Raw genomic sequence first — 23,487 nt, 5'->3', positions numbered from 1 at the left:
TATACTAATTATAAAACGAAATTATAAAAATTGTTGATGATATAAAAATTAATAAATAATAGACAAATAATTATAATCTATGGAGGAAAATAAAATGGCAAATTGTAATTCATGTCCATCAAAAAATAACTGTAATAAACAAGATACTTGTACAATAGAAAATAATCCAAATAATAAAATAAAAAATATAATAGGTGTTATGAGTGGAAAAGGTGGTGTGGGAAAATCTACAATAACATCACTAATAGCAAAAAAACTTAATAAAGAAGGATACAAAGTAGGAATATTAGATGCAGATATAACAGGACCCAGTATTCCAAGACTTATGGGAGTTCAACACGAAAGAGCTTTTTCAAATAATGGAAAAGATATTTATCCTATAATAACTAAAGAAAATATAAAAACTATGTCTGTAAACTTTATGGTAAATGATGAAAGTCAGCCAGTAGTATTTAAAGGACCTTTAATAAGTAATACAATAAAACAATTTTATAAAGATGTAATATGGGAAGAGTTAGATTATTTATTAATAGATATGCCTCCAGGAACAGGAGATGTTGCTCTTACTATTATGCAATCTGTTCCTTTAACGGGAATAATTATGGTATCTGTTCCTCAAGACATGATATCTATGATAGTTTCAAAAGGTGTAAATATGGCCAAAATGCTAAATATAAACATATTAGGTCTAGTAGAAAATATGAGTTATATAGAATGTCCAGACTGCAATAGTAGGATTAAGTTATTCGATGGAGAAGAAACAGAAGCATTCCTGAAACAAATGGATTTGGACCTTTTAGGAGAATTACCAATGACTAGAGAAATTGTTGAAATCACTCATAAGGGATCAGAAGAAGTAAGTGAAGAATTAGAAAGTATTTTAAGTGGTATAGTAGGAAAAATAAATAAAAAATTATAAAAAAGTTGAATTATATAAAATTATATGAAAATGAACTTGTTAAAATTATTAAAAATACTATAATTATTGATATATTTATTTCTAGAGTAAAAGGAGAATAAAAATGAAAATAAAAGTTATGACTGTATTTGGAACTAGACCAGAGGCTATAAAAATGGCTCCTCTAGTAAAGGAATTAGAATCTAGAAAAGAAATAGATAGTATAGTATGTGTAACAGCTCAACATAGACAAATGCTAGACCAAGTATTAGATACATTTAATATAAAACCTGATTATGATTTAAATATTATGAAACCAGGTCAAACTCTTGCGGATATAACAAGTAGAGCTTTACAAAATTTAGATTGTGTTATAAGAAAAGCTAAACCGGATATTGTATTAGTCCATGGAGATACAACTACAACTTTGGCGGCCAGTTTTGCAGCGTTTTATAATAAAGTAACCCTTGGACATGTAGAGGCAGGTCTAAGGACTTATAATAAATATTCTCCTTATCCAGAAGAGATAAATAGGCAAGTAACAGGAGTTATAGCTGATATGCACTTTGCTCCAACAGAAATATCAAAAGAAAACTTAATTAGGGAAGGTAAAAAGGAATCGTCTGTATATGTTACAGGAAACACAGCAATAGATTGTCTAAAAACGACAATAATAGAAAATTATACTAACAATATAATAAAAAAAATAGGTAATGACAGAATGATACTTCTTACAGCTCATAGACGAGAAAATTTAGGTCAAAATATGAAGAGTATGTTTGGTGCAATAAAAAGAATAGTTGATGAATTTGAAGATGTTCAAGTTGTTTATCCTATACATTTGAATCCTATTGTTAGAGATACTGCCAATGAAGTATTTGGAGATTGTAATAGGATACATTTGATAGAGCCTTTGGAAGTATTAGATTTTCATAACTTTCTTAATAAATCTTATATAATAATGACAGATAGTGGTGGAATCCAAGAAGAAGCACCTTCTCTAGGAAAACCTGTATTGGTACTAAGAGACACAACAGAAAGACCAGAGGGAATAGCTGCAGGGACTTTAAAATTAGCTGGTGTAGAGGAAGAAACTATCTATAATTTAACAAAAGAATTATTAACTAATAAAGAACTATACAATAAGATGTCAAATGCATCAAATCCATATGGAGATGGAAATGCTAGTAGATATATTGTTGATGAAATAATAAAAAAATTTAAATAGGAGTTGAAAAAATGTTAGAAGTAGGAGTAAAAGCACCTGAATTTAAATTACTAGATAAAGACGGAAATGAAGTAAGTTTATCAGATTTTAAAAATAAAAAAGTAGTATTGTATTTTTACCCAAGAGATAATACAGCTGGATGCACTAAACAAGCATGTGCTTTCAGGGATAGTTATGAAGAATTCACATCAAAGGATGTAATAGTAATAGGAATAAGTAAAGATAGTGTAAAATCACATAGTAATTTTGCTACAAAGCATGAACTACCATTTATATTACTGTCAGACCCTGAACTTGAAGCAATAAAAGCTTACGATGTATGGCAGGAAAAGAAGTTATATGGAAAAGTTAGTATGGGTGTAGTAAGAACAACATATATTATAGACGAAAATGGAATTATAGAAAAAGTATATAATAAGGTTAAAACTGACAAGAATGCAGGAGAAATATTAGAATATTTAGGATAGATATAAAAGAACCGAATTTATTTGGTTCTTTTTTTATGGTATTATAAGAAGAAGATAGGAGTGAGACATTTTGAAATTACAAAAACCAGGAATGAGAAATATAAAAACAGGTATAGGAGTTATGATATGCGCACTTATTGGCAAAATGAATGTAATAGATAGTACTTTTTATGCAGCAATAGCTTGTGTAGTTTCCATGCAAACAACTGTAAAAAGCTCGTTAACGGTAGGATTAAATAGATTAAAAGGAACTTTTATTGGTGGCTTAATAGGATTTTTATTTGTACTTATTCATCCAGGTGATCCAATAATATCTTGTTTAGGAATAATCACAACTATTTATATTTGTAATATTTTAAAAATAAATAAATCTATAACTATTGCTTGTGTTGTATATTGTGCAATTAACTTAAATATAGGTGATGCAAATCCAATAGTGTACTCTTTATCTAGAATTTTAGACACATCTATAGGAGTAATCGTAGGAGTAGCTGTAAATTATTTTATATATAGACCCAATTACTTAGAAAGCATATATAAAGAAATTAGAATAATTGAGAAAACATCAATTAAGCTACTAAAGAGTGAAATAGAAAAAGGTGAACATGCTGATATTTCATCTTTGAAAAGTGAAATTACAAGATTAGAAGGATTATACAAAAACTTTTTAGAAGAACTAGAATACAGTAGTGAAGACATTGAGAATAAAGAAATAACCAATACTATAAAAAGGTGCAAACAGATTTACTTACATCTTCAAGTTTTAGAGCAAATGAAGGATAAATGTTATCTAAATAAGGAAAACTATATTAAATCTAAAAGTATATATGATACTTTACCAAAGGGTATTGAAATAAAAGATAATACAAGTACTGTTTACAACTATCACATTAGCTCCATAATTGATAGAATAAATGAAATACATGAAATGGAAGAAATTAATGATGATAATGAAAGTGATTTATAGATAAGGGTTTAATATATATAAAAAAATTAAAAAACGCTTAAAATAAAGATAACTCATAATATTTTTTTTTTCGTGTTATAATTACTTTGTCAGTATAATCAATATTTAGACAGGGGGAAGACATTATGAATTTTGAAATGCCGAAATATACTCATCCAAATTTTCAACAAGAGGAATTTGAAAATGCTCCAGATGCAAAATATGTATTAGTAGAAAAAGATAAAGTTGCACCTGACAACTACCATGCAATGTCTATTTTTCCAGAGTACTTTAAAATTGAGGGTGAATGGAAACTAGCTAAAGAATCGAGAATGGATTGTGTTGCAAGACTAAGAGATGATAAAGAAATAGAGGTAGTAGAGTTTAGACATTTAAAAGTGGGAGATAAAATTATCGTTGGAAGAAGTGAAAACGGTAGCGAGGGAATATATTTACACACAACAGGATTCGAAGAAGAAAAAGCTGAAGAAGAAGCTTTTGCATTTAGAGGAAGTAGATCAAGAGAAACTTCACAAACTATGGACTACGACCAATTAATTGAACTTCTAAAACATGAAAAAGAAAATGGATATGTAGTTTGGGTAATGGGGCCAGCAGCAGTATTTTCTAAGGGAGCTAGAGAGTCATTAACAAAATTAATAAATAATGGATATGTAGATGCTTTCTTAGGTGGAAATGCAGTTGCAACGCATGACTTAGAAGCGGGAGTGTATAATACAGCATTAGGACAAGATATATATACTCAATGTTCTATAAAAGATGGTCATTATCATCACCTAGATTTATTAAATAAAGCAAGAAAATATGGTTCTATAGAAAAACTTATAGAGGGCGAAAATATAACATCAGGATTAATTTACTCTTGTGTAAAAAATAATGTACCTATTGTACTTGGAGGGTCTATAAGAGATGATGGACCACTTCCTATAGTAATAGCAGATGTGTATGAAGCTCAAGAGCAAATGAGAAATCAAGTAAGAAAAGCGACAACTGTAATTTGTATGGCAACTCAATTACACACAATTGCTACAGGAAATATGACACCATCATTTAGAGTTGTTAATGATGAAGTAAGACCAACATACTTCTATACAGTAGATACTTCAGAATTTGCTGTTAACAAGTTAAAAGATAGAGGAAGCTTAAGTGTTAGAACAATGATATCAAATGCTCAAGATTTCTTACAAAGATTAGCTGATAATTTAGAATAGATTAAAAAACTGCTTTAATTTTTTAAAGCAGTTTTTTTAATTATTAATAAAATATTTTGATTGATGGCGTATGAAAAAAATTGAACATGTAATTTTTTTGATTTATTGTTATTATATTAATAAAAAAGGTACAATAAGTAAGGAGTATAATGTATGTCTTTAATAAGCAATAATTTTAAAATAATAATAAAAATACTATTAAAAAATTTGTTTTGTACATTATACTTATTATGCCAGTTAGACAATAAAGGAGACTTATAGTGAATAAATTAAAATATACATTAATTCTTTTAATAACTTTAATATGTATATTGCCTAAAGATATATATGCATCTAAAATGATGAATTTTGAAAATATAACAATAGAAAATGGACTATCTCAAGCTACAGCAGAGACCATAATTCAAGACAGTAAGGGATATATATGGATAGGTACTAATGATGGATTAAACAGATACAATGGAGCAGATATAAAAGTTTTTAAGTATGATAATGATATTAAAAATAGTATTATAAGTAGTTATATAACAGCTCTTGGAGAAGATAAAAATGGAAATCTGTGGGTAGGAACAGATGAAGGTTTGAGTAAAATAAATTTATCTGATTACTCTATAAAAAATTATCGATACTATAAAAATGATAAAGATAAGCCTTATTATGCAATTTTGACAATTTATGTAGATGATAAAGGCAATGTTTATATGGGAAATAATGATGGAGTGTATCTTTATAACGAAAAAGAAGATAACTTTGATAAAATTTTAGGCTTAAAGGATAATATTAGTGATAAAAATATTTACGCTATAAATAAGGACTCACAAGATAATTTATGGATAGGTACAGGTAAAGGGATAAATAAAATAGATGCTAAAACAAATAAAGTATCCCAGTACACTATTGGAAATATAAAAACTACCCAGTGGGGAAAGATATCATCTATAGTTTTTGATAAGAATTATTTATGGGTTGGAACTTCAGAACAAGGACTAAAAAAGATAGACTTAAAAAATAAAAAAGTTAAATATTTTAATATGGATGAAAATAATACTAATAAATTGCAGTCTAATGCCATAAGGAAAATATTACAAGATAGTAGTGGAAACATATGGATAGCAACTGAAAAAGGCATAAGTAAACATATAAAAGGAGATACATTTGTTACTTATAAAAATAAAGACTATGATAGTAGTACTTTAGCTAATAACATTGTGTTTACACTTATGGAAGATGACAGTGGATTAATTTGGGCAGGAACATACACAGGGGTAAGTATATTTGATTCAAGAAATAAGATACAAATATACAAAAACGATCCCACAGATGAAAACTCACTAAGCAATAATGTTGTAATGGGAGTTTATGAAGATGATGAAGGATTATTGTGGATAGGTACTAGGGATAATGGTTTAAACGTAATTGATAGGAAAAATGATAATATTACACATATTAAAGAAGGAAATACTAAATATGATTTAAGTACAAATGCCATAAGTGTTATTAAAGGAAAAGGCAATGTTATTTGGGTAGGAACTAGAAATGGTGTAAACAAAATAGATAAAGTAAATAAAACTATTGAAAAGTACACCACAGAGGCTGGATTAATAGATAATAATATTAAGTCTTTATTTATAGATAGCAAAAACAATTTATGGATAGGAACACCAAAAGGACTTAATATTTTAAATATAGAATCTGAAGAAATTTTTGGAATGACAGACAAATTAATAAAAGCGGGAATACAAGATCCATATATTCAAGAAATATACGAAGATAAGAAGGGTGTCTTTTGGATTGGAGGATATACTTCAGGAGGTCTTATTAAACTTGACCCAAGAAAAAATACAATAGAAACATTTAATAACTATAAAAAAGAAGATGGTGAAGAAGCCGTTGTAAATACCATAAGAAATATAGTAGAAGATGAGAATAATAATCTTTGGATAGGAACTAATGATGGATTATTAAAATTTAACAAGGATAAAAAAACATTCAAAGCTTATACTGAGAAGGATGGTTTGGCAAATAACATAGTGTATCAAATATTAGTAGATGAAGATAAAAATCTTTGGATGAGTACTAATAATGGTATTTCAAAGTTTGATATTAATAATAATAGATTTACGAACCTAAGAAGTACAGATGGTCTCCAAAGTAATGAATTTAATGGAAATTCAGCATATAAATGCAAAAACGGAGATTTTGTATTTGGTGGAATTAAAGGATTAAATATTTTTAATCCAAAGGAAGTCTTGCAAACTGACTATGAAGGGCGAGTAAATTTTGATAGTTTTGAAGTAGAAGGTAAAGACTATACGAATATAGATGGTAAAGTTTTCAAACATGATGAGAATTTTATAAGAATTAAATATTTCCTCACGGATTATAGAAAAAATAATAACATTCAATATTACTATAAGTTAGAGGGGGCCAATGATCATTGGGTTCTTGTAAAAAATAATGAAGCCATATTTGGAGACTTAAAGCCTGGGAAATATAAATTTAGAATAAAATGCAGAAATAATAGTGGTGAAATGAGTAAAGAAAATAGTATTAGTTTTACAATAAAGCCTCCTATTTGGAAAAGTAATATAGCAATTATTTTATACATTATTATCATTATGTTTTTATTGTATAACAATAGAAATAAAATGAAAAAACTTGATAAATTAGTAAACAAAAAAACATGTCAGTTAAATGATGAGATGGAGAAAAATAAGATTTTATATGAAAAAGTTATACAAGCTGAAAGAAGTAAAAATAATTATTTTATAAATCTATCCCATGAACTTAGAACGCCTCTAAATGTAATAAACTCGATTGAACAATTAATCAGAAGTATTTGTAACTCAGAAAAAGAGTTAACAAAAGATAAACTAGAGAGTTATATGGATATTATGAAAAGTAATACAGATAGATTACTAAATTTAATAAATAATATTATAGATACATCTAAAATTGAAAATGGAAAATACAAGCTTAATAAAGAAAAAAAGGATATAGTTTATATTGTGGAAGAAGCAACTTTAAGTTTAAAAGAAAGTATAGAGTCTAGTGGTATAGATCTAATATTTGATACTGAGGTTGAAGAAAAAATAATTAATTGTGATAAATATGATATAGAAAGATGTATAGTAAATTTAGTGAGTAATGCTCAAAAATTCACACCAAAAGGTGGAAGTATAAGAGTTAATATAGAAGATTTAAAAGATTTTGTTAAAATTACTGTGGAGGATACAGGAATTGGAATAGAAGAAAAATATCATAATATAATTTTTGATAGGTTTAATCAAATTGTAGATGAACATGGTGAGAATAAAGGTGGAAGTGGACTGGGACTTACAATTACAAACATATAATTGATCTACATGAAGGTAGAATAAAAGTGGAAAGTGAAAAAAATAAAGGTACAAAATTCATAATAATTTTACCTGTAAAATAAAAAAAGCTGCTATTTAGCAGCTTTTTTTATAGATAACATATGTAAGGTTTTAACTAGAGATGTTACAACTAGAATTCCCAAAGAAATGGCACCACCAACAAACAAAACATCAGCCCCTTTAGCAATTGCATTGTTATAATCATGTTGTACTAAATAAAGCATAGTATTATACATTCCAAGTCCTGGAACTAAAGGAATAATGCCAGGTATTATAAAAATTATTGCTGGCTGTCTTAATTTTCTGGCTAAAATCTCACTAAAATAAGAAACTAACAAAGCAGCTATAAAGTTTGCTAATATATCATTTCCACTTAATTTAACCAAATAATAAAATACAGACCATCCAAGCCCACCTACAAATCCGCTAGATATAAGTGTAGATTTGGGAGCATTTAGAAAAATAGCAAAACCAACAGTAGCAAAAAATGAATAGATAAAATGTAAATATAAGGGCATGTCTGTCATTATAAACTTCCTCCTAATCTAAGCCAAATATCTAAAATAATACCAACACCACATGCTATACTTACAGCTGTAACGCCAGCATCAAAAGCACGAGCAACTCCCGAAATCAGGTCACCAGCAATTAAATCTCTAATTCCTTTTATAAAAGACACTCCTGGAAGTAGAGGCATAATAGAGCCGACTATCAACAAAGCAGGTGTAGGGAGAATGTTTATTTGAGACAAAACAACCCCAACAAAAGCTATAAAAGTTGACGATATTAGAGAAGAAAAGGCAGGTATAGTACTTACTTTCATAGTTTTTTTATAAATCATGACTGCCAATATAGATGTAATGAAAGTTGAAATAAAAGTAGGTATATTGTTTCCTTGTAATAGGGTTGCAAAGAAAGCAGAACCTATTCCAGTAGAAAAACTTAAAACCCATGGAGTATAAGATGTAGTATTTATAATTTCTTTTAACTCTTTCATAGCATCTTGTACAGTTAACTCAGTGTTAGTAACGTATTTTCTTGAAAAATTATTTAACATGGAAATTTTATTTAAATCTATAGATCTAGACTTTATTGTTCTCATAAATGAATATCCATCAAATCTATAATCAGATATAATTATAGCAGTTGGAGAGGTAAATACATTTACATGGTTATAGTTTCTAGATTTACATATTCGAATGATAGTATCTTCTACACGATATGTTTCTGCACCATTTGTAAGCATAAGTTCGCCAATAAATAGTGCTAATCGTAGTACATTTTTTTTGTTGTCAGGTTTAAACTCATTTTCCATGAAATTACCTCCTTAAGATGTCCTGGTAAATAATAAAGTTAGTTATATCTATATTATGTAAAAGAGGAATATTCTAAACATGGAAAAGTTAATAATAAAAAAGTAAAATATATAAAGAATAAAAATTTAAAAGCTTATATACTTATAAGGTAGAAGGATGTTTAAAAGAAAGGAGTAAAAATTATGTCGCAAATATATTATGTATCTGATTATCATTTTTTTCATGAACTAGCGCTAAAAAGAAGTAGAAGTAAATATTTTAATAATGTTGATGAAATGAATGAAGAAATTATAAAAAAACATAATAATAAAGTTAAAGTTGATGATCATGTTTACATATTAGGGGATATTATAGTATGTGAAGAACAAGATTTAGAAGAAAAACTTAAGATGACAGTAGGAAGACTTAAGGGACATTTACATCTTATTCTTGGAAATCATGATTATAAGTTTCGTAATAATCCTGTATTTTTAAATTGTTTTGAAACTGTGGAAGAAAGTAAGTTAATAAGAGATAATAATAAATGGGTTCAGCTTTGTCATTATCCAATTCTTTTATGGTATAGAAAGAATAAAGGAGCATATCATGTTTTTGGTCATATGCATGATGATTCTTTTACAAGAGAATTTCATATTATTAAAAAAGAAAAAAATTTATTTAATGCATGTGTAGAAATTAATAATTTTGAACCGTGTACAATAGGTGATTTAATTAGTAATAATGATAGATTTTATAAAAAACACTAAGCTGAACAAAAATTTAATTTTGTTTAGTTTAGTGTTTGATTTACTCATACCAATTGAAGATAACGTCTATACTTTCTGAAGAAGGATAAAAGTTTTTATCGTGGCCTTTTTGGCCTAGGGCAAAAACTGAAAATCCTTTTATATAATCTTTATTTTCAAAAACATTTCTGTAAGCTTCAAAGCATCTTCCTTGTTCACCACCGTTGTAAGTATTTGAAACTTGGCTATCCCAAGGATGAGAAGCAGCGTAATTTTTTCTCGGGAATCCTAGCTCCCCGAAGAAAATTTCTTTTTTGTATTTAGTATGAAAATTTTCTATTTCCTTAGTAATATTTTGATTTCTATTGTAAATAGTTGTACAACTTAAAGCATTTATTAACTCTTCTACTGTATTTTCAGCTTTGTGGCTTAATTCAAAATAAGCTGCTATAGATATAAAATCTACTTGACTAAATAGTTTATTATTTAGCTTTTCGTTATATTTATTTTTACTTTCTTCATCCCAGGAAGCAGTATACCACCAGGAAGTTTTGTAAGTTACTTGGTTTTTAAAATTTTCTTTAGTAAAGTTTATTATATTACACCAGTTTTCTTCATATTTTTCTAATTTGGTAAAATTAGAACCTGTAATCATCACATCAACATTATATACATTAGCTATATCTTTAATAAGAGTACCTAATATATTTTCCCAATCTTCAAAGAATTTCTCTTTATCATTAGGATTATATTCTGTTTCATAATCACTACCATTGTTTATCCAAGGATAAGCTTCTAAAATAATTTTTATATTATCTTTTTTTAATAATTTAATCAACTGTATAGCTTTTTCCTTACTGTAATCATCAATAATCATTTCATTAGATGATAAGTTAGGAATTTTGATTACAATAGGTATATTAACGGTGTTAGCATTTGTAATTTTAATGTCTTTTAATACTTGTTCAATTTCATAATCTGTAGATAGATTTATAGATTTTATTTTATCAATAGAGTGAGAATTAGATTTAAATATGCTAATTCCCACGCCTAAAATTACAACTAAACATATTAAAGATAGTAATATATTTTTTTTCATACCTCACCTTACATTAATTTATATTTTCTTATTACTAATATTATAGATGCAATTATTCCTAAGAATAAGAAAAAGGCTACTATAATAAATGTTTTTGATTGTTTATTTAAATTCTTGTCTTCTTTTACCTCTTCATGAGCTTCTTCTTTTGTGTTGAAACTTAAATCTTTCATATATACATTAGAACCAAGCAAAAGAGTATCTCCTGTAAGATTTTTTGTAATAGTTAAGTCATTTAAGTAAGTATTACATAAACTTAAGTTGTTATTTACACCAGCTATAACAAGAACAGATTTTTCATTGTTATAAGGTGATTTAATAAACTGAACAGAAGTAAGTGTAGATGAAAAATCTCCTACAAATTTTATTTTGTCATTAGATTCAAATCCATTGTAATCACTATTAAATTTTATATTTAGATTACTATTTAAATCTTTTACTAAAGAATTGTTTGTAGGTGTACCAATAACAATTAGATTTTTATTTTTATCACTGTTTTTTACTTCACTTTCTTTAATTATATTAATATCACCATTGTTATAATCAACATCTCTACCTAAATAAGAAATTATTCCAGCCAAATTGTTTAAATCTTTAGGAACTACATTATTTGGAACAACTACTGTTAAATCATTAAATTGTTCATCCTTAACCAATGGAAAAGGGTATGAACGGAAACTTAAATCATTATTTTCTTTGTAATCAAAATCAACATAGGATTCATTTGAAATATATGCCCAAGGATTGTCTGTATCTCTTGTTACACAGGCCACATCAAGAAGTTCTAAATTAAACACTACTTTTATTTGATAGTAGTTTTTATTTAATATTTCCTTTGGCAAGTTTAACTCTATAAAATCATTATTGCTATTTTCTTTTGTCAATTTTTTACTTCCAATTGGAGTATCGTTAACATAGATAGTAACTAATGATCTATCAAAATCTAAGTTATCTGCATATCTCATTTTAAAATTTAATTTTGAATTACTTGTAACTAAGTGACTCTTACTAGTGTTAATATCCATAATAACTTCTTGAGAAAAAGGACCTTTAACAAAAACATTTTCGTATCCTAAGTCTTTAAGATAAATCTTATTGCTATCTTCTTTTTTTATCAAATCATTAATATCTGTATTATCATAAACTGTAAGACTATTTGAATTTAAATTTTCTATTAACTTATCACTAGTAACAAGTTTGCTAGCATTTTTTAAAAGTTTATCATTATTAGATATTAGAAGTAAAATATTTTTATTCTTATTAAAAGGTGATGTGTCTTGTTTTATAACACAACCTTTATCTAAATTGCTTTTTTCTTTTTTAGTCAGGAGATTTAATATTTTTTTTGGTGTATTTTCTTCATTTCCAATAAACACAACATTATCATCCGTATTTTTGAAGTCAGAATAAGTTTTGAAGTCAAATTTAAAATCTTCAAGTTTTAGTTTTTTTCCAAAATCAGCTGCAACAGTCATTGCTGCGCTTAGTTCACTGGAAGAGTATTTGTCTGAAACTAGTAATGTAGTATTTAATTGTACTCCATTATCAATATTTATAAATGTATTTTTATAGTCACTAATTAAATTTGAATTTTTCTTGTAACTATATTCAATATTTATATTAGATTCTTTGTGTAATACTAGCCAATTGGCAGTATTAGAATCATCTTTACATACTTTATCAGATATAGTTTTGTAAGCTTTTATAGTTACATCATTATACCCAGTCTTAAGTAAATTTGTTGGTATATCAACAACTGTTTCTTTTTTATATTTTTTCTTTCCGTCCAGTTTTTGTGATTCTACTGGAGTATCATTAACTAATATAGTAATAGTAGAGTAATCCACATCTAACAATTCACTTTTAGTAAATACTAGATTTAGTTTTGCTTTTTTTACATTCCAGTTACTTCCTATACTAAAGAATTTTTCGTTACTACTTATAACACCATTCATTTTTATATTGTCATCGAACTTATAAGTTTTAACAGTGTTATTACTATCACCAAAACATATACCGCTACTCATAAAACTAATTAATGTTGCCATTATTATTCCTATTATTCTCATATGTTTTCTCCCTAAAACCTTTCTGTTTTATACCATTTTGCTTCTCTTTTGTGTATTGCATCAGAAAAATAACCAAACATGCCTTTTAACGCAACTACTAACCACAATTGAGAGTAAGTAAAGTACATTAAAGCAACAAGAAAAATATTGCTTAAATCACCCTCGCCTTTTTCCATGGAAAGGGTAATACTTACTTGAACAATAAATAATATATAAGATAATATCCAAATAATTAAGAAATTAAATGGAATATTAATTTCTGTTAAATTAAATAAACTTAAAACAAAAATAATATCAGAAATCACTACAGATGTTAAAAATAAGAAATATACTGAGAAGAAGTATAATATATCAAACAAAACACGGTTTTGTTTTCCTTTAAATAAGTTAGTAATATATTTTACTAAAACATAGATATTTCCTTTAACCCATCTTGTTCTTTGCTTTATCCAAACATTTATAGTTTCGGGTTCTTGTTCCCAAGTAACTGATTGAGGCACATAGGTTATTCTTTGCCCCATTTTATAAATTCTAAAGCTAATTTCTGTATCTTCGGCTATTGCTTTAGTATCCCATCCCCCTAGCTTTTCTATAGTGCTCCTCCTAAGAACAAAGTTTGTACCAGGAATTGTACAAAGACCTAATAACTGTCTTCTTCCTGCTTGAGCTATCCACTGAAAGCTTAAAGTTTCAATATTGACAAATTTAGTAAGAAGATTTTTGTGTTTATTTCTTGTTCTAAATTTACCTATTACAGCGCCTAAAGAGTTATCTCTTACAATAGTTTGAACTAAATATCGAAGAGCTGTTTTTTCTGGAGTATTATCAGCGTCATATATTGCTATAAAATCACCTTTGGCAATTTGGTAGCCTATGTTTAGTGCATTGGACTTTCCTTTACCCCCAGTTATGTTATCAGTGTTAATTATGGTAAAGTTATACTTTGGGTATCTATTTTTAATACTTAGGAGTATATCTTTAGAATTATCAGATGAATTATCGTTTATTACTATAAGTTCCATTTTGTCTAGAGGATAATCTAAAGCTAAAAGTGACTGTACTGTTTTTCCTATTACTTTACCTTCATTGTGTGCTGGAACTAGTATAGAAACAAAAGGATATTCTTCAAGTTTTTCATCTTTAAACTTAAGACTTTTTAAATAGTAAGTATATCCGCTAACAGCTAAGATAATATTTATAAGTAAAATAGCCCAAATGGAAACTAGAGAGAATAAGAATAAATAATCTACTAAACTTAAAATTTCCATTATTATCTCCTTTTAAATTTATTAATATTTATTTTTCTAAATATGATAAAAATTATTATAAATAATACTAAAATTACTGCTATAAAATTTATTACCACTTTGTTTATATCTTTAACCCAGACTTCAAATTTAGATTTTTCTTTATTTGTAGACAATGAATTTGATTTATCATATGATGATGAAATTATACTATTTTCAGAGATAATACTTACATCGTCAACCTTTATATAATTATTTTCTTCTTTTAAATTTAAAAATTTAACATCTTCATCTCTTAAAAATTCAATTATTTCTTTCAAATAATCCACGTTTACATCAGGATTAAAGGAAAAGCCACCACTATAACCTCTAACCATAGAAAGTCTTTTGTAGTTTTCTTTTATTTTATCAACACAGAACATATCCTCATTGCTAATATACCCTAAGTTTTCAGGTATTAAAGTATTAAAAGAATCACTATTTTTTATAATGTAAGGTGAGGTATAAGTAGCAAGTATTTCTTTATTATTATTATATTGACCTATATATGTGGAAAAATATTTTTTCATTTCTTTATAATCAGCAATATTAAAATCATGATCATCAGTGTTAAATGCTAATGGATAAATATCATTTTTTAAACAATACCTTAATTCACTTATAATACTATCCTTTGTATGTTTATAACCATGCAATATAACTGTTCCGCCTTTTCTTTGCATATATTTAATTGTTTCAACAAATTCAGGTTCCATATTTGTGGTGATTGTTGACTTTGTTTTGTCATCTACATAAGTTGGAGCTAAAGAAATTATAAATGGAACTTTTTTTGAATAAAGATAGTCTGCCGATTCTTTTAGCTTTTTTATATCTTTAAGGGTGTTAACATCTTCGATTTTCACAAATATTTTTTCCTTATTATAATATTTAATGTTAAAAAAATCATTTAGAGAATCCTCAAAAATAAACGAATAATTTAAATCCCACCTTGAAATGTAGTATAAATTGTCTTCATGTATTATAAGAGGATATGTGTTATAGTTATCACTCATAGTAGATAAAGTTACAGATTTTTTTGAAGGCTTAATTATATTAAATAAGTATCCGGGCTCTATAAGTATGGAATCCTTATTATAAAATAATTTGTTAATATTAGTATTTTGCTTATTATATGTAATCTTATATTTACTGCTATAATATAAAAAATCTTGAATTTTATTTTCTATCCAATATATCTTACCTTTGTAATTATTTAAATCTTTTAAAAAATACTGGTTTTTAATATCATTTTCTATATTTAAAACAAATACATAGTCAAAATCATTTAAATATCCAGACTTATATTCATTTATATTAATTTTTTCTACTTTTTTATTAAAAACATACAAAAGTTCATTTAAATAATTTACTTTATTTTCGTTACTATTTATATTTTTTTCGACTTCATAAACAATTAAAGTTTTGTTTTCTATGGCATAAGAAGTCAATGAAGAAGATAAAAAGAAAAACAAAGCTAAGAATGAAATTAAGTACTTATTTTTATACGTCATATTGAAGTTCCTCTTCAGCTAACATTTTAAACTCCATTGCACTTTTAATTTCTTTGTTATATTGTAATATAGATATTTTTACTTCTATATTTACATAGTCTTTATTTTCTTTTAATTTTAAGTTCAATTCTTCTATACAATCTTTAATTCTATTTTTTACTATATCAGCGCCATACAAATCAGTTACGGGCATTATAACAGCTAATGTATCATTTTCAAGTGTATATCTATCATCTTCATTTCTTGTAGCATTAGTAATAACATCAGAAATATCTTTGATTAACTTATTAGTTTTTGATTCCCCAATAATTTTTCTTATTTCCTTATAGTAAGGCAGCTTTATTAACATAAGTGTACAAGGTGTATTATGACGACTAGATTTACTTATCTCTTTTTCTAAGTTAACATAAAATAATTTTATATTTTTAAGACCTGTTTCTTGATCTATAGTTATTAAATCTTTATGGTTTTTGATTAATCTAATATTAGATTGCTGTAGTGTATTAATATGACTAGATAATTTACCCATAGTGTATGATAATAGGGGAATAGCAATTAACCATATGTAAGAAATAAAGTATATTTGTGTACCTTTTATAAGATTCATATAAAATATATAACTTGCATAGGAAAATACTATTATAGAACTAAGAATTAAACCTACAACCATACTTCCTATATAAGTTATTATTATTGTGAAAAATGTTATGCAAAGCATAATGAAGTCTACGATTGTGTTAGTAGTTTCTTTACTTATAACAAATAAAGAGACTACTAAGAATAGTTCAATTATTACACAAAGCATATAGGAATCAATTTTTTTTAGTATTTTATTCATTTAAAACTAACCTCCTTTAATACTTATAAATAGTATGCCTAAAATTAATATAAATTTATGGATTTTTATATTATATTAAATAGAATAAATGTGCATATTATTTTAAAAATAATTATCTCTTAAGAGTTGAGCATTCTTTCTATTAACTAAATATTTTTTTAGTTCAGTTAGGCATAAAAATAAAATAGCTCGATTTTCAAACTCATCTCTATTTTTAGGAAGAGGTTGAATTTTTATATCTTTATAAATCATGTCTAAATCCTTTAATAAATTAGTAATAGTATCTGATTCAAAAGAAGTATTACCAACTTTGTTAATAAATATGGCAAGTACATATCCTTGATAAGGAACGCAGTTTAGTTGGGAAACTAAATCATAGAGAGTGCTTAAAACATCCCTTTGACTTTTGATTATTTCCATATGTTCTAAAAAATATTGAGTGTCACTTAGCAGATTGTTATTAATATTTTCATAAGCATCTTTTGTGCTATTATTTATTAATTTGTTTAGCTTATCTAAGTTGTGTTGAAAGGAAATGTCTTTGTCTGGATCTCTTATTATGTTGGCAATGTCTATTAGAATCAAGCTAACTTGTTCTTGGAGCTTTTGTTGGCCAATATAGATTTTATGAAAGTTAGAAGGCATAAACATATTGATTATTATACCTATACCAGCTCCAATTATAAAAAGTCCTGTTTCATTCAATATCCAATAAGTACTCATGGAACCTTGAAGTAAATAATGAGAGGAAATAACTACACACATTGCAATAACATTGCTAATTTTCAGTGCAAAGCAAGTACCTATTGTAATAAATATGTATAATGAAAAAGCAAACAAATTATATCCTAATAAACAAAAACAAATGTAAGAATAAATGGTACATAGTATAAATCCAAATAGTTTGCTCAAAGCTCCTGCTAAAGTTTCTTTTTTCGTATCTTTTACAACTAAAAGAGTGATTACTCCAGCTACAATCGAATATTGCAGATTAAATAAAGATGCAATAATAATAGCCAAGATGCTTCCAAATGATAATTTTATTACTTTAAGTGCATCTGTTTTATTCAAATAAAAACCTCCTTATGAAATTGTATAATTCATATTTTAGCATAAATATAGGTTCTTATGAATAAATTATACTGCATATTTAAAAGATATATGTATTTATGATATATTTCTATAATTATTTCCAAAAAGAGACAACAAACAATTAATAACATGATATTTTAAAACGGTTTATTCATTTTATAATGAGTCATACAAAGTTTATAGATACATATATTTAGTACTAGCCCTTAAATATTTATCATAGGGAGGGATTATATATTATGCAAAAAATCAACAAATTAAATGTGATGAAATTTGCAGGTGCTTTTATAGCTTTTATTATTGGGTCTGGATTTGCAACAGGACAGGAGATTATGCAGTTTTTTACTTCCAATGGTTTAAGTAGTTTAGTATCAATAGTTATAAGTTTGATTTTATTTACATATTTCGGAAGTACTGTTATGGAAGCTGGATACGATTATGGAAGTTATAAAAAATACAGACCATACAAATATTTTTGTGGGAATAGGGTAGGACTATTTTATGAATATTTTGTGCCAGTGTTATTGTTTATAAGTGTTATCGTTATGATCTCAGGGGCTGGAGCAACACTACAAGAATATTACGGATTAAACTATTATGTTGGTTGTGCTATGATGACAATATTAGTGCTTATTGCTTTTATTTGTGGTTTAGATAGTCTTATTAATGTAATTGGTTTTATTGGTCCTATCATAGTTATTTTTTCTTTGATTGTAGGGTTTACTATTTTGATTCAAAACTTAGATGGGTTAAGCAATATTTCACAAATAATGGTGGATATTAACCTTAAAAAAGCAGGGGGAAACTGTGTTAAAAGTGGTATATTATATGCATCATATAACATGGTAAGTGGATTATTTTTCTTTACTACTCTTGGAAATAGTGCAGATACTAGAAGAGAAGCTAAGTATGGAGCTATTGTAGGAAGTTTATTATTGATGATAGTTATTTTAGTTATGAATTTTGCATTACTATCCAAAATTGAGGAGATTTATAAATTATCCATACCGACTTTGTATTTTGCAAAATCTATATCTCCTATATTTGGTAAAGTTTTTTCTGTTGTTTTATTATGTGGTATTTTTTCAACAGCTGCACCAAATTTTTGGACAGTATGTGATAAAGTGTCAAAGGAGGGAAAATACAATGCAAACATTATCGCCTTTATTATTTCAATTTTGGCTTTTTTATTTGGATTATTTCCCTTTGAAAAATTAGTGGGAAATGTATATCCATTTACAGGCATATTGGGAGTTGTATTATTTATATGCATATGTCTAAAACAGATTAGCAAAAGAATTATATAATTCATACATAAAAAAATAAGTATAACTTCAGTTAATAAGTTATACTTATTTTTTTAATAATAAATCTTTCATAAAATCAGATGTTTTATATTTTTTTAATATTTCTTTTAATGTTATTATTGAAGGAGTCATGATTTTATCCTTATGATGAACAAGTTTAAAAGATCTTTTCAATGGATTCAAATCAGTTTTCATAATATGGATTTTACCACATATGATATCTTCTTCAAAAGTATGTATAGATAAAAGTGACAAACAATCGTCATCTAAAATAGCCCTTCTAATTGTATCAGTTGAACTAGCTTCATATGCTAATTGTATCTGAATTTTATACTTATGTAAAATTTGTTCGAAAAATTCTCTTGTACCGCTTCCGTCTTCTCTCATAGCAAATCTTTGGTTTTGTAAATCATACAATGTTATTTTTTCTTTTTTTGAAAGAGGATGATTATTGTTACATAAAAGAACAAGATAATCATCTATTACAGGAGTAGTAACTAAATCTTGAGAATGAATTTCGCCTTCTACAATAGCAATATCTAAGTCAGATTCTAATAATTTTTTTTCAACCATAGTAGTGTTATTAACATAGGCATAAGTGTTTACTCTAGGGGCAAGGTTATGAAATTCTTTTAATATTTTAGATAAAAGACAAGTTCCAACAGTTACAGAAGCACCTATACGTAAATTTTCTATATGTAGATTGTCATTCATCGTTTTTTCTAAATTATCAAATTGTTCAACTACTTTAGTTGCATAGGAGAAAAGTTCTTTGCCAAAAGATGTTATATATAACTTCTTTGATAATCTTTCGAAAAGCTTTTGACTGTAGTGATCTTCTAATTCACGAATAGCTTGGCTCACTGTAGGCTGAGAAATAAATAATCTTTGTGCGGCTAAACTCATTTTACCTGCTCTTGCTACTTCAATAAAAATTTTCAAGTGTCTAATAGTCATAAAATGCCTCCTTTTTTATTAATAAATATGGTTAAATGATACTGATTATCTATAGGTTTTACCTATGCATTTTATAAGATAATATCACTTTTAATAGTATATCATAAGTGCTACAACAAAACTAAATTATGGGTAAAAATGTAAATTTAATGTTTGAATATACAAATAAAAAAGTGTAAAATTCTTAGGATTTTTGAGTAATAAAGGAACTGATAATTTTTCGGGGAGAATAATAACTGTAAATGGTAAAATAACAGCGGCCCAGCAAAAGTAAAATTACCTCATATATTTAAAATATCCGTAGGAGGGTGTCCTAATAATTGTGTAAAGCCAGACTTAATGGCCTAGGAATAATAGGACAATAAATACCAAACTTTTATGAAGACTTATGTAACGGATGTAAAAAATGCGGATTCTCATTTAGTTGGAAGAGCTACATGCTAATATAACAGAAATAAAAAGAGTTGTCTTAAAATGATTTTGTATCATTATAAAAAGGCAACTCTTTTTTTATAAAAATGTAATAATGGCAATTAAAAAATATTAAATACTAATAAAATAGCTTAATATTTATAAATTTGATTTATATTGTAAAATGAAAATCAATAAATTTATTGAACTTATAGGGAAATAGTAACGATAAGTTAGATGTTTTTTTTTATAATTAAATAAATAGTAGCAATAGTTAAGTGGAAAATATAAAGTGCTATATTTGTATAGTTTTAAAATGATTAATTATAAAATCTTTGAATATTTGAACATTTAGTGGTGAGTTATCAGTATATTTTGTGTAAAGATATATTGAACGATTACAAAAAGGTTTTTTTATATGCAAGAATTTAATTCCATTATAATTATCAAGTTTCCATGAAATTTCTGGAATAAATGCAACTCCTTGACCAAACACAATTAGATCTCTTATGAGTGAATTATTAGTGCTTTCAAAAGTTATATTAGGCTTAAATCCAGCTGTTTTACAAAAATCATAAATTAAATTTCTTAGGTGACCCTGTCCTAGTGCTATAAAATTTTCATTTTTAACTTCCTGTAAGCTGATAGTACCTTTATTAGCTAAAGGATGTTTAGTTGATACTCCTAGCAAAATCTCTTCTTCAAGTAAACATAAGGAATTTTTATAAGGATTAGGCTTATTAGTACAGTACAAACATAAATCATAACTATCAAAATTATTATCTAAGTTACTTAGTGATTGAGTTACTTCTAACTGAATATCTGGATAAGCAGATTTAAAAGCTATTAGTATGTCTGCAACTATTGATGAGGCGCATAGGGATAAAAACCTTACTTTTTTGTTTTTATCAATTAAGTCAAATTCTTTTACATCATTTACTGTGTCATCGAGAATTACTAATGCTTCTTCTACTTTTTCACTGAAGTATTTTCCAGTATCATTTAAAATAATAGATCTTCCTCTTCTATCAAAGAGTTTTACTTCCAATTCATTCTCCAAATTACGAATAATTTTACTAAGAGCTGGTTGTGCAATTCGAAGTTCATGAGCAGCCTTAGTCATATGTTCAGTTTTTGCAACTGTTAAAAAATATTTCAAGTGCAATAACTCCATCAAATCAACTCCCTCAAACCCTTATACCAAAAAGTATATAAGTATATATATATATATATATTATACAAGGCTTGATAAAAAACCTACAATATAATTAAAAAAAATGATTTATATAAATCAAGAAATTAATAAAAAAAAATTATTAAGGGGGAAATGTATGAGATTTGATTTTGCTAGTGTTTTTTTTAGCCCATACATACTAATGTTCTTAGCTGTTATTACGGGCCTTTTTTTTGGGAAAATAAAATTTGGAAAGTTTAGTTTTGGAATATCAGGAGCTTTATTCACAGGGCTGTTTATTGGATGGGGAGCATTTAAATATGCATCAGGTATACCAAAAAATGGTGGATCATATGAAGCAGCACAGAGTTTATTAGACTCTGGAGTTATACCTAGCGAATTCTTTGACATATTTTTAATTCTATTTGTTGCGGCAGTAGGTTTACTTGCAGCTAAAGATATGGGGGTTGTATTAAGAAAGTATGGAGCAAAGTTTGTTATTTTAGGACTTGTAATAACGTTTTCTAGTGCGGCGGCAACTTATATGGCAACTTGGTTTAGTAAAGATTCAAATACTTATGAAGTATCAGGAGTTTATACTGGTGCATTAACAAGTTCTCCAGGGCTTGCAGCAGCAATAGAAACAGCAAGAGGCCATGCTACTGAAAAAACTTTAAATTATGAAACTATGACAGATAAAGAAAAAGTTAAGTTTTTAGAAATGGCTGGTGTAGGTGAAAAGAATATACCAAAAGATATAAATGATTTTAAATTAACAGATGAAATAAAACAACAGTTTATTAAAAATGCAGAAGCAAGTATAGGAGCAGGTCATGCCATAGGATATCCATTTGGTGTATTTATAGTAATACTAGCTGTCAACTTCTTGCCATCTATATTTAAAATTGATGTTGAAAAAGAAAGATTGCAATATAGAAAAGAATTAGAAGATGCTAGGAAAACTTCTAAAGGTAAAGAAATTCCAGAGACAAAATTTGATATGTTAGGTTTTACTATAGCATGTATATTTGGATATTTATTAGGAAATATAAATATTTATCTACCATTTGTAGGATATTTTAGTCTTGGTTCTACAGGAGGAGTTTTAATTGGATCTTTGATAGTAGGTTATATAGGTAAGCTTGGCAAAATTAGTTTTAGAATGGATGGAAAAATATTAGGTGTAATTAGAGATGTATCTTTAGTTTTTTTCCTTGCCATAGTAGGACTTAGATATGGATACAAAGCCATAGATGCCTTAGTTGGATCTGGAGCATTTTTAGCCATAATATCTTTAGTAATTGGAATAGTAGGTATGATGATAGGATTTTTACTTGGAAGATATGTATTTAAAATTAATTGGTTAATGTTATCTGGAGCAATATGTGGTGGTATGACTTCCACACCAGGTCTTGGTGCTGCAATAGAAGCAGCGGGAAGTGATGAACCAGCAGCAGGGTATGGTGCAACTTACCCATTTGCTTTATTAGGAATGGTTATATTTACAATAATACTGCACAAACTGCCTATGTAGTATTTATATATAAATAATAT

General features: G+C 26.8%; 19 protein-coding genes. 9 read left to right on the top strand and 10 right to left on the bottom strand.

Annotated elements, in window-relative coordinates; genetic code table 11:
- Positions 1 to 94 precede the first annotated feature (94 nt).
- The 6 genes from JW646_RS06360 (at position 95) to JW646_RS06335 (ending at position 8,127) form a co-directional block, all read left to right on the top strand.
- On the top strand, positions 95 to 919 hold the full coding sequence (locus JW646_RS06360; protein ID WP_228416958.1) for an Mrp/NBP35 family ATP-binding protein: 825 nt from the start codon (positions 95 to 97) through the stop codon (positions 917 to 919).
- 103 nt (positions 920 to 1,022) lie between these two features.
- The gene (wecB, locus tag JW646_RS06355; protein ID WP_228416957.1) at positions 1,023 to 2,126 is read left to right on the top strand and encodes a non-hydrolyzing UDP-N-acetylglucosamine 2-epimerase; all 1,104 of its coding nucleotides are present in this window, start codon (positions 1,023 to 1,025) and stop codon (positions 2,124 to 2,126) included.
- 11 nt (positions 2,127 to 2,137) lie between these two features.
- Positions 2,138 to 2,593, top strand: a complete 456-nt coding sequence (bcp, locus tag JW646_RS06350; protein WP_228416956.1) for a thioredoxin-dependent thiol peroxidase — start codon at positions 2,138 to 2,140, stop codon at positions 2,591 to 2,593.
- A gap of 70 nt (positions 2,594 to 2,663) precedes the next feature.
- Entirely contained in the window at positions 2,664 to 3,560 is an 897-nt protein-coding gene (locus JW646_RS06345) for an FUSC family protein (protein WP_228416955.1), read from the top strand.
- 125 nt (positions 3,561 to 3,685) lie between these two features.
- On the top strand, positions 3,686 to 4,771 hold the full coding sequence (locus tag JW646_RS06340) for a putative NPN-dependent ornithine cyclodeaminase (protein WP_228416954.1): 1,086 nt from the start codon (positions 3,686 to 3,688) through the stop codon (positions 4,769 to 4,771).
- Positions 4,772 to 5,031: 260 nt separating this feature from the next.
- A complete protein-coding gene (locus JW646_RS06335) occupies positions 5,032 to 8,127 on the top strand; it encodes a ligand-binding sensor domain-containing protein (protein WP_228416953.1) in 3,096 nt (1,031 codons plus the stop codon).
- A 92-nt stretch (positions 8,128 to 8,219) separates the two neighbouring features.
- On the opposite strand, the gene JW646_RS06330 is transcribed toward JW646_RS06335, so the two are convergent.
- Together JW646_RS06330 and JW646_RS06325 are read right to left on the bottom strand one after the other, a co-directional pair.
- Positions 8,220 to 8,675, bottom strand: coding sequence for a threonine/serine exporter family protein (locus tag JW646_RS06330; RefSeq protein ID WP_074919376.1), 456 nt, complete (start codon positions 8,673 to 8,675; stop codon positions 8,220 to 8,222).
- Positions 8,675 to 9,463, bottom strand: a complete 789-nt coding sequence (locus JW646_RS06325) for a threonine/serine exporter family protein (RefSeq protein ID WP_074919375.1) — start codon at positions 9,461 to 9,463, stop codon at positions 8,675 to 8,677. Before JW646_RS06325 ends, JW646_RS06330 begins: the two co-directional genes overlap by 1 nt.
- Before the next feature lie 183 nt (positions 9,464 to 9,646).
- Between JW646_RS06325 and JW646_RS06320 the strand changes: the two genes are divergently transcribed.
- Positions 9,647 to 10,210, top strand: coding sequence for a hypothetical protein (locus JW646_RS06320; protein ID WP_228416952.1), 564 nt, complete (start codon positions 9,647 to 9,649; stop codon positions 10,208 to 10,210).
- A gap of 40 nt (positions 10,211 to 10,250) precedes the next feature.
- Here the strand turns inward: JW646_RS06320 and JW646_RS06315 are convergent, their stop codons facing one another.
- From JW646_RS06315 to JW646_RS06290, 6 genes are all read right to left on the bottom strand, one after another.
- A complete protein-coding gene (locus JW646_RS06315; protein WP_228416951.1) occupies positions 10,251 to 11,288 on the bottom strand; it encodes a glycoside hydrolase family 113 in 1,038 nt (345 codons plus the stop codon).
- Positions 11,289 to 11,296: 8 nt separating this feature from the next.
- On the bottom strand, positions 11,297 to 13,357 hold the full coding sequence (locus JW646_RS06310; protein ID WP_228416950.1) for a cellulose biosynthesis cyclic di-GMP-binding regulatory protein BcsB: 2,061 nt from the start codon (positions 13,355 to 13,357) through the stop codon (positions 11,297 to 11,299).
- Positions 13,358 to 13,368: 11 nt separating this feature from the next.
- Positions 13,369 to 14,625, bottom strand: coding sequence for a glycosyltransferase (locus JW646_RS06305; RefSeq protein ID WP_228416949.1), 1,257 nt, complete (start codon positions 14,623 to 14,625; stop codon positions 13,369 to 13,371).
- A gap of 2 nt (positions 14,626 to 14,627) precedes the next feature.
- Positions 14,628 to 16,154 carry a DUF2334 domain-containing protein gene (locus JW646_RS06300; protein WP_228416948.1) on the bottom strand — a complete coding sequence of 509 codons (1,527 nt, stop codon included), beginning with the start codon at positions 16,152 to 16,154 and terminating at the stop codon, positions 14,628 to 14,630.
- Positions 16,144 to 16,992, bottom strand: coding sequence for a GGDEF domain-containing protein (locus JW646_RS06295; RefSeq protein ID WP_228416947.1), 849 nt, complete (start codon positions 16,990 to 16,992; stop codon positions 16,144 to 16,146). The genes JW646_RS06300 and JW646_RS06295 overlap by 11 nt, the downstream gene beginning before the upstream one ends.
- A gap of 102 nt (positions 16,993 to 17,094) precedes the next feature.
- Positions 17,095 to 18,063, bottom strand: a complete 969-nt coding sequence (locus JW646_RS06290) for an aromatic acid exporter family protein (RefSeq protein WP_206925353.1) — start codon at positions 18,061 to 18,063, stop codon at positions 17,095 to 17,097.
- Positions 18,064 to 18,323: 260 nt separating this feature from the next.
- On the opposite strand from JW646_RS06290, the gene JW646_RS06285 reads away from it, so the two are divergent.
- On the top strand, positions 18,324 to 19,391 hold the full coding sequence (locus tag JW646_RS06285) for a YkvI family membrane protein (protein ID WP_074919367.1): 1,068 nt from the start codon (positions 18,324 to 18,326) through the stop codon (positions 19,389 to 19,391).
- Positions 19,392 to 19,436: 45 nt separating this feature from the next.
- Here the strand turns inward: JW646_RS06285 and JW646_RS06280 are convergent, their stop codons facing one another.
- The gene (locus tag JW646_RS06280; protein WP_228416946.1) at positions 19,437 to 20,348 is read right to left on the bottom strand and encodes a LysR family transcriptional regulator; all 912 of its coding nucleotides are present in this window, start codon (positions 20,346 to 20,348) and stop codon (positions 19,437 to 19,439) included.
- 706 nt (positions 20,349 to 21,054) lie between these two features.
- Positions 21,055 to 21,933 carry a LysR family transcriptional regulator gene (locus tag JW646_RS06270; protein ID WP_228416945.1) on the bottom strand — a complete coding sequence of 293 codons (879 nt, stop codon included), beginning with the start codon at positions 21,931 to 21,933 and terminating at the stop codon, positions 21,055 to 21,057.
- 157 nt (positions 21,934 to 22,090) lie between these two features.
- Here JW646_RS06270 and JW646_RS06265 point away from each other — a divergent pair, with 157 nt between their 5' ends.
- Positions 22,091 to 23,467: an aspartate-alanine antiporter-like transporter gene (locus JW646_RS06265; protein WP_228416944.1), complete on the top strand. Its 1,377-nt coding sequence runs from the start codon at positions 22,091 to 22,093 to the stop codon at positions 23,465 to 23,467.
- The last annotated feature ends 20 nt before the right edge of the window (positions 23,468 to 23,487 follow it).

Source organism: Terrisporobacter hibernicus (assembly GCF_020809405.1).
In the GTDB taxonomy this organism is placed as follows: domain Bacteria; phylum Bacillota; class Clostridia; order Peptostreptococcales; family Peptostreptococcaceae; genus Terrisporobacter; species Terrisporobacter petrolearius.
This window is presented reverse-complemented; position numbering and strand designations above follow the sequence as displayed.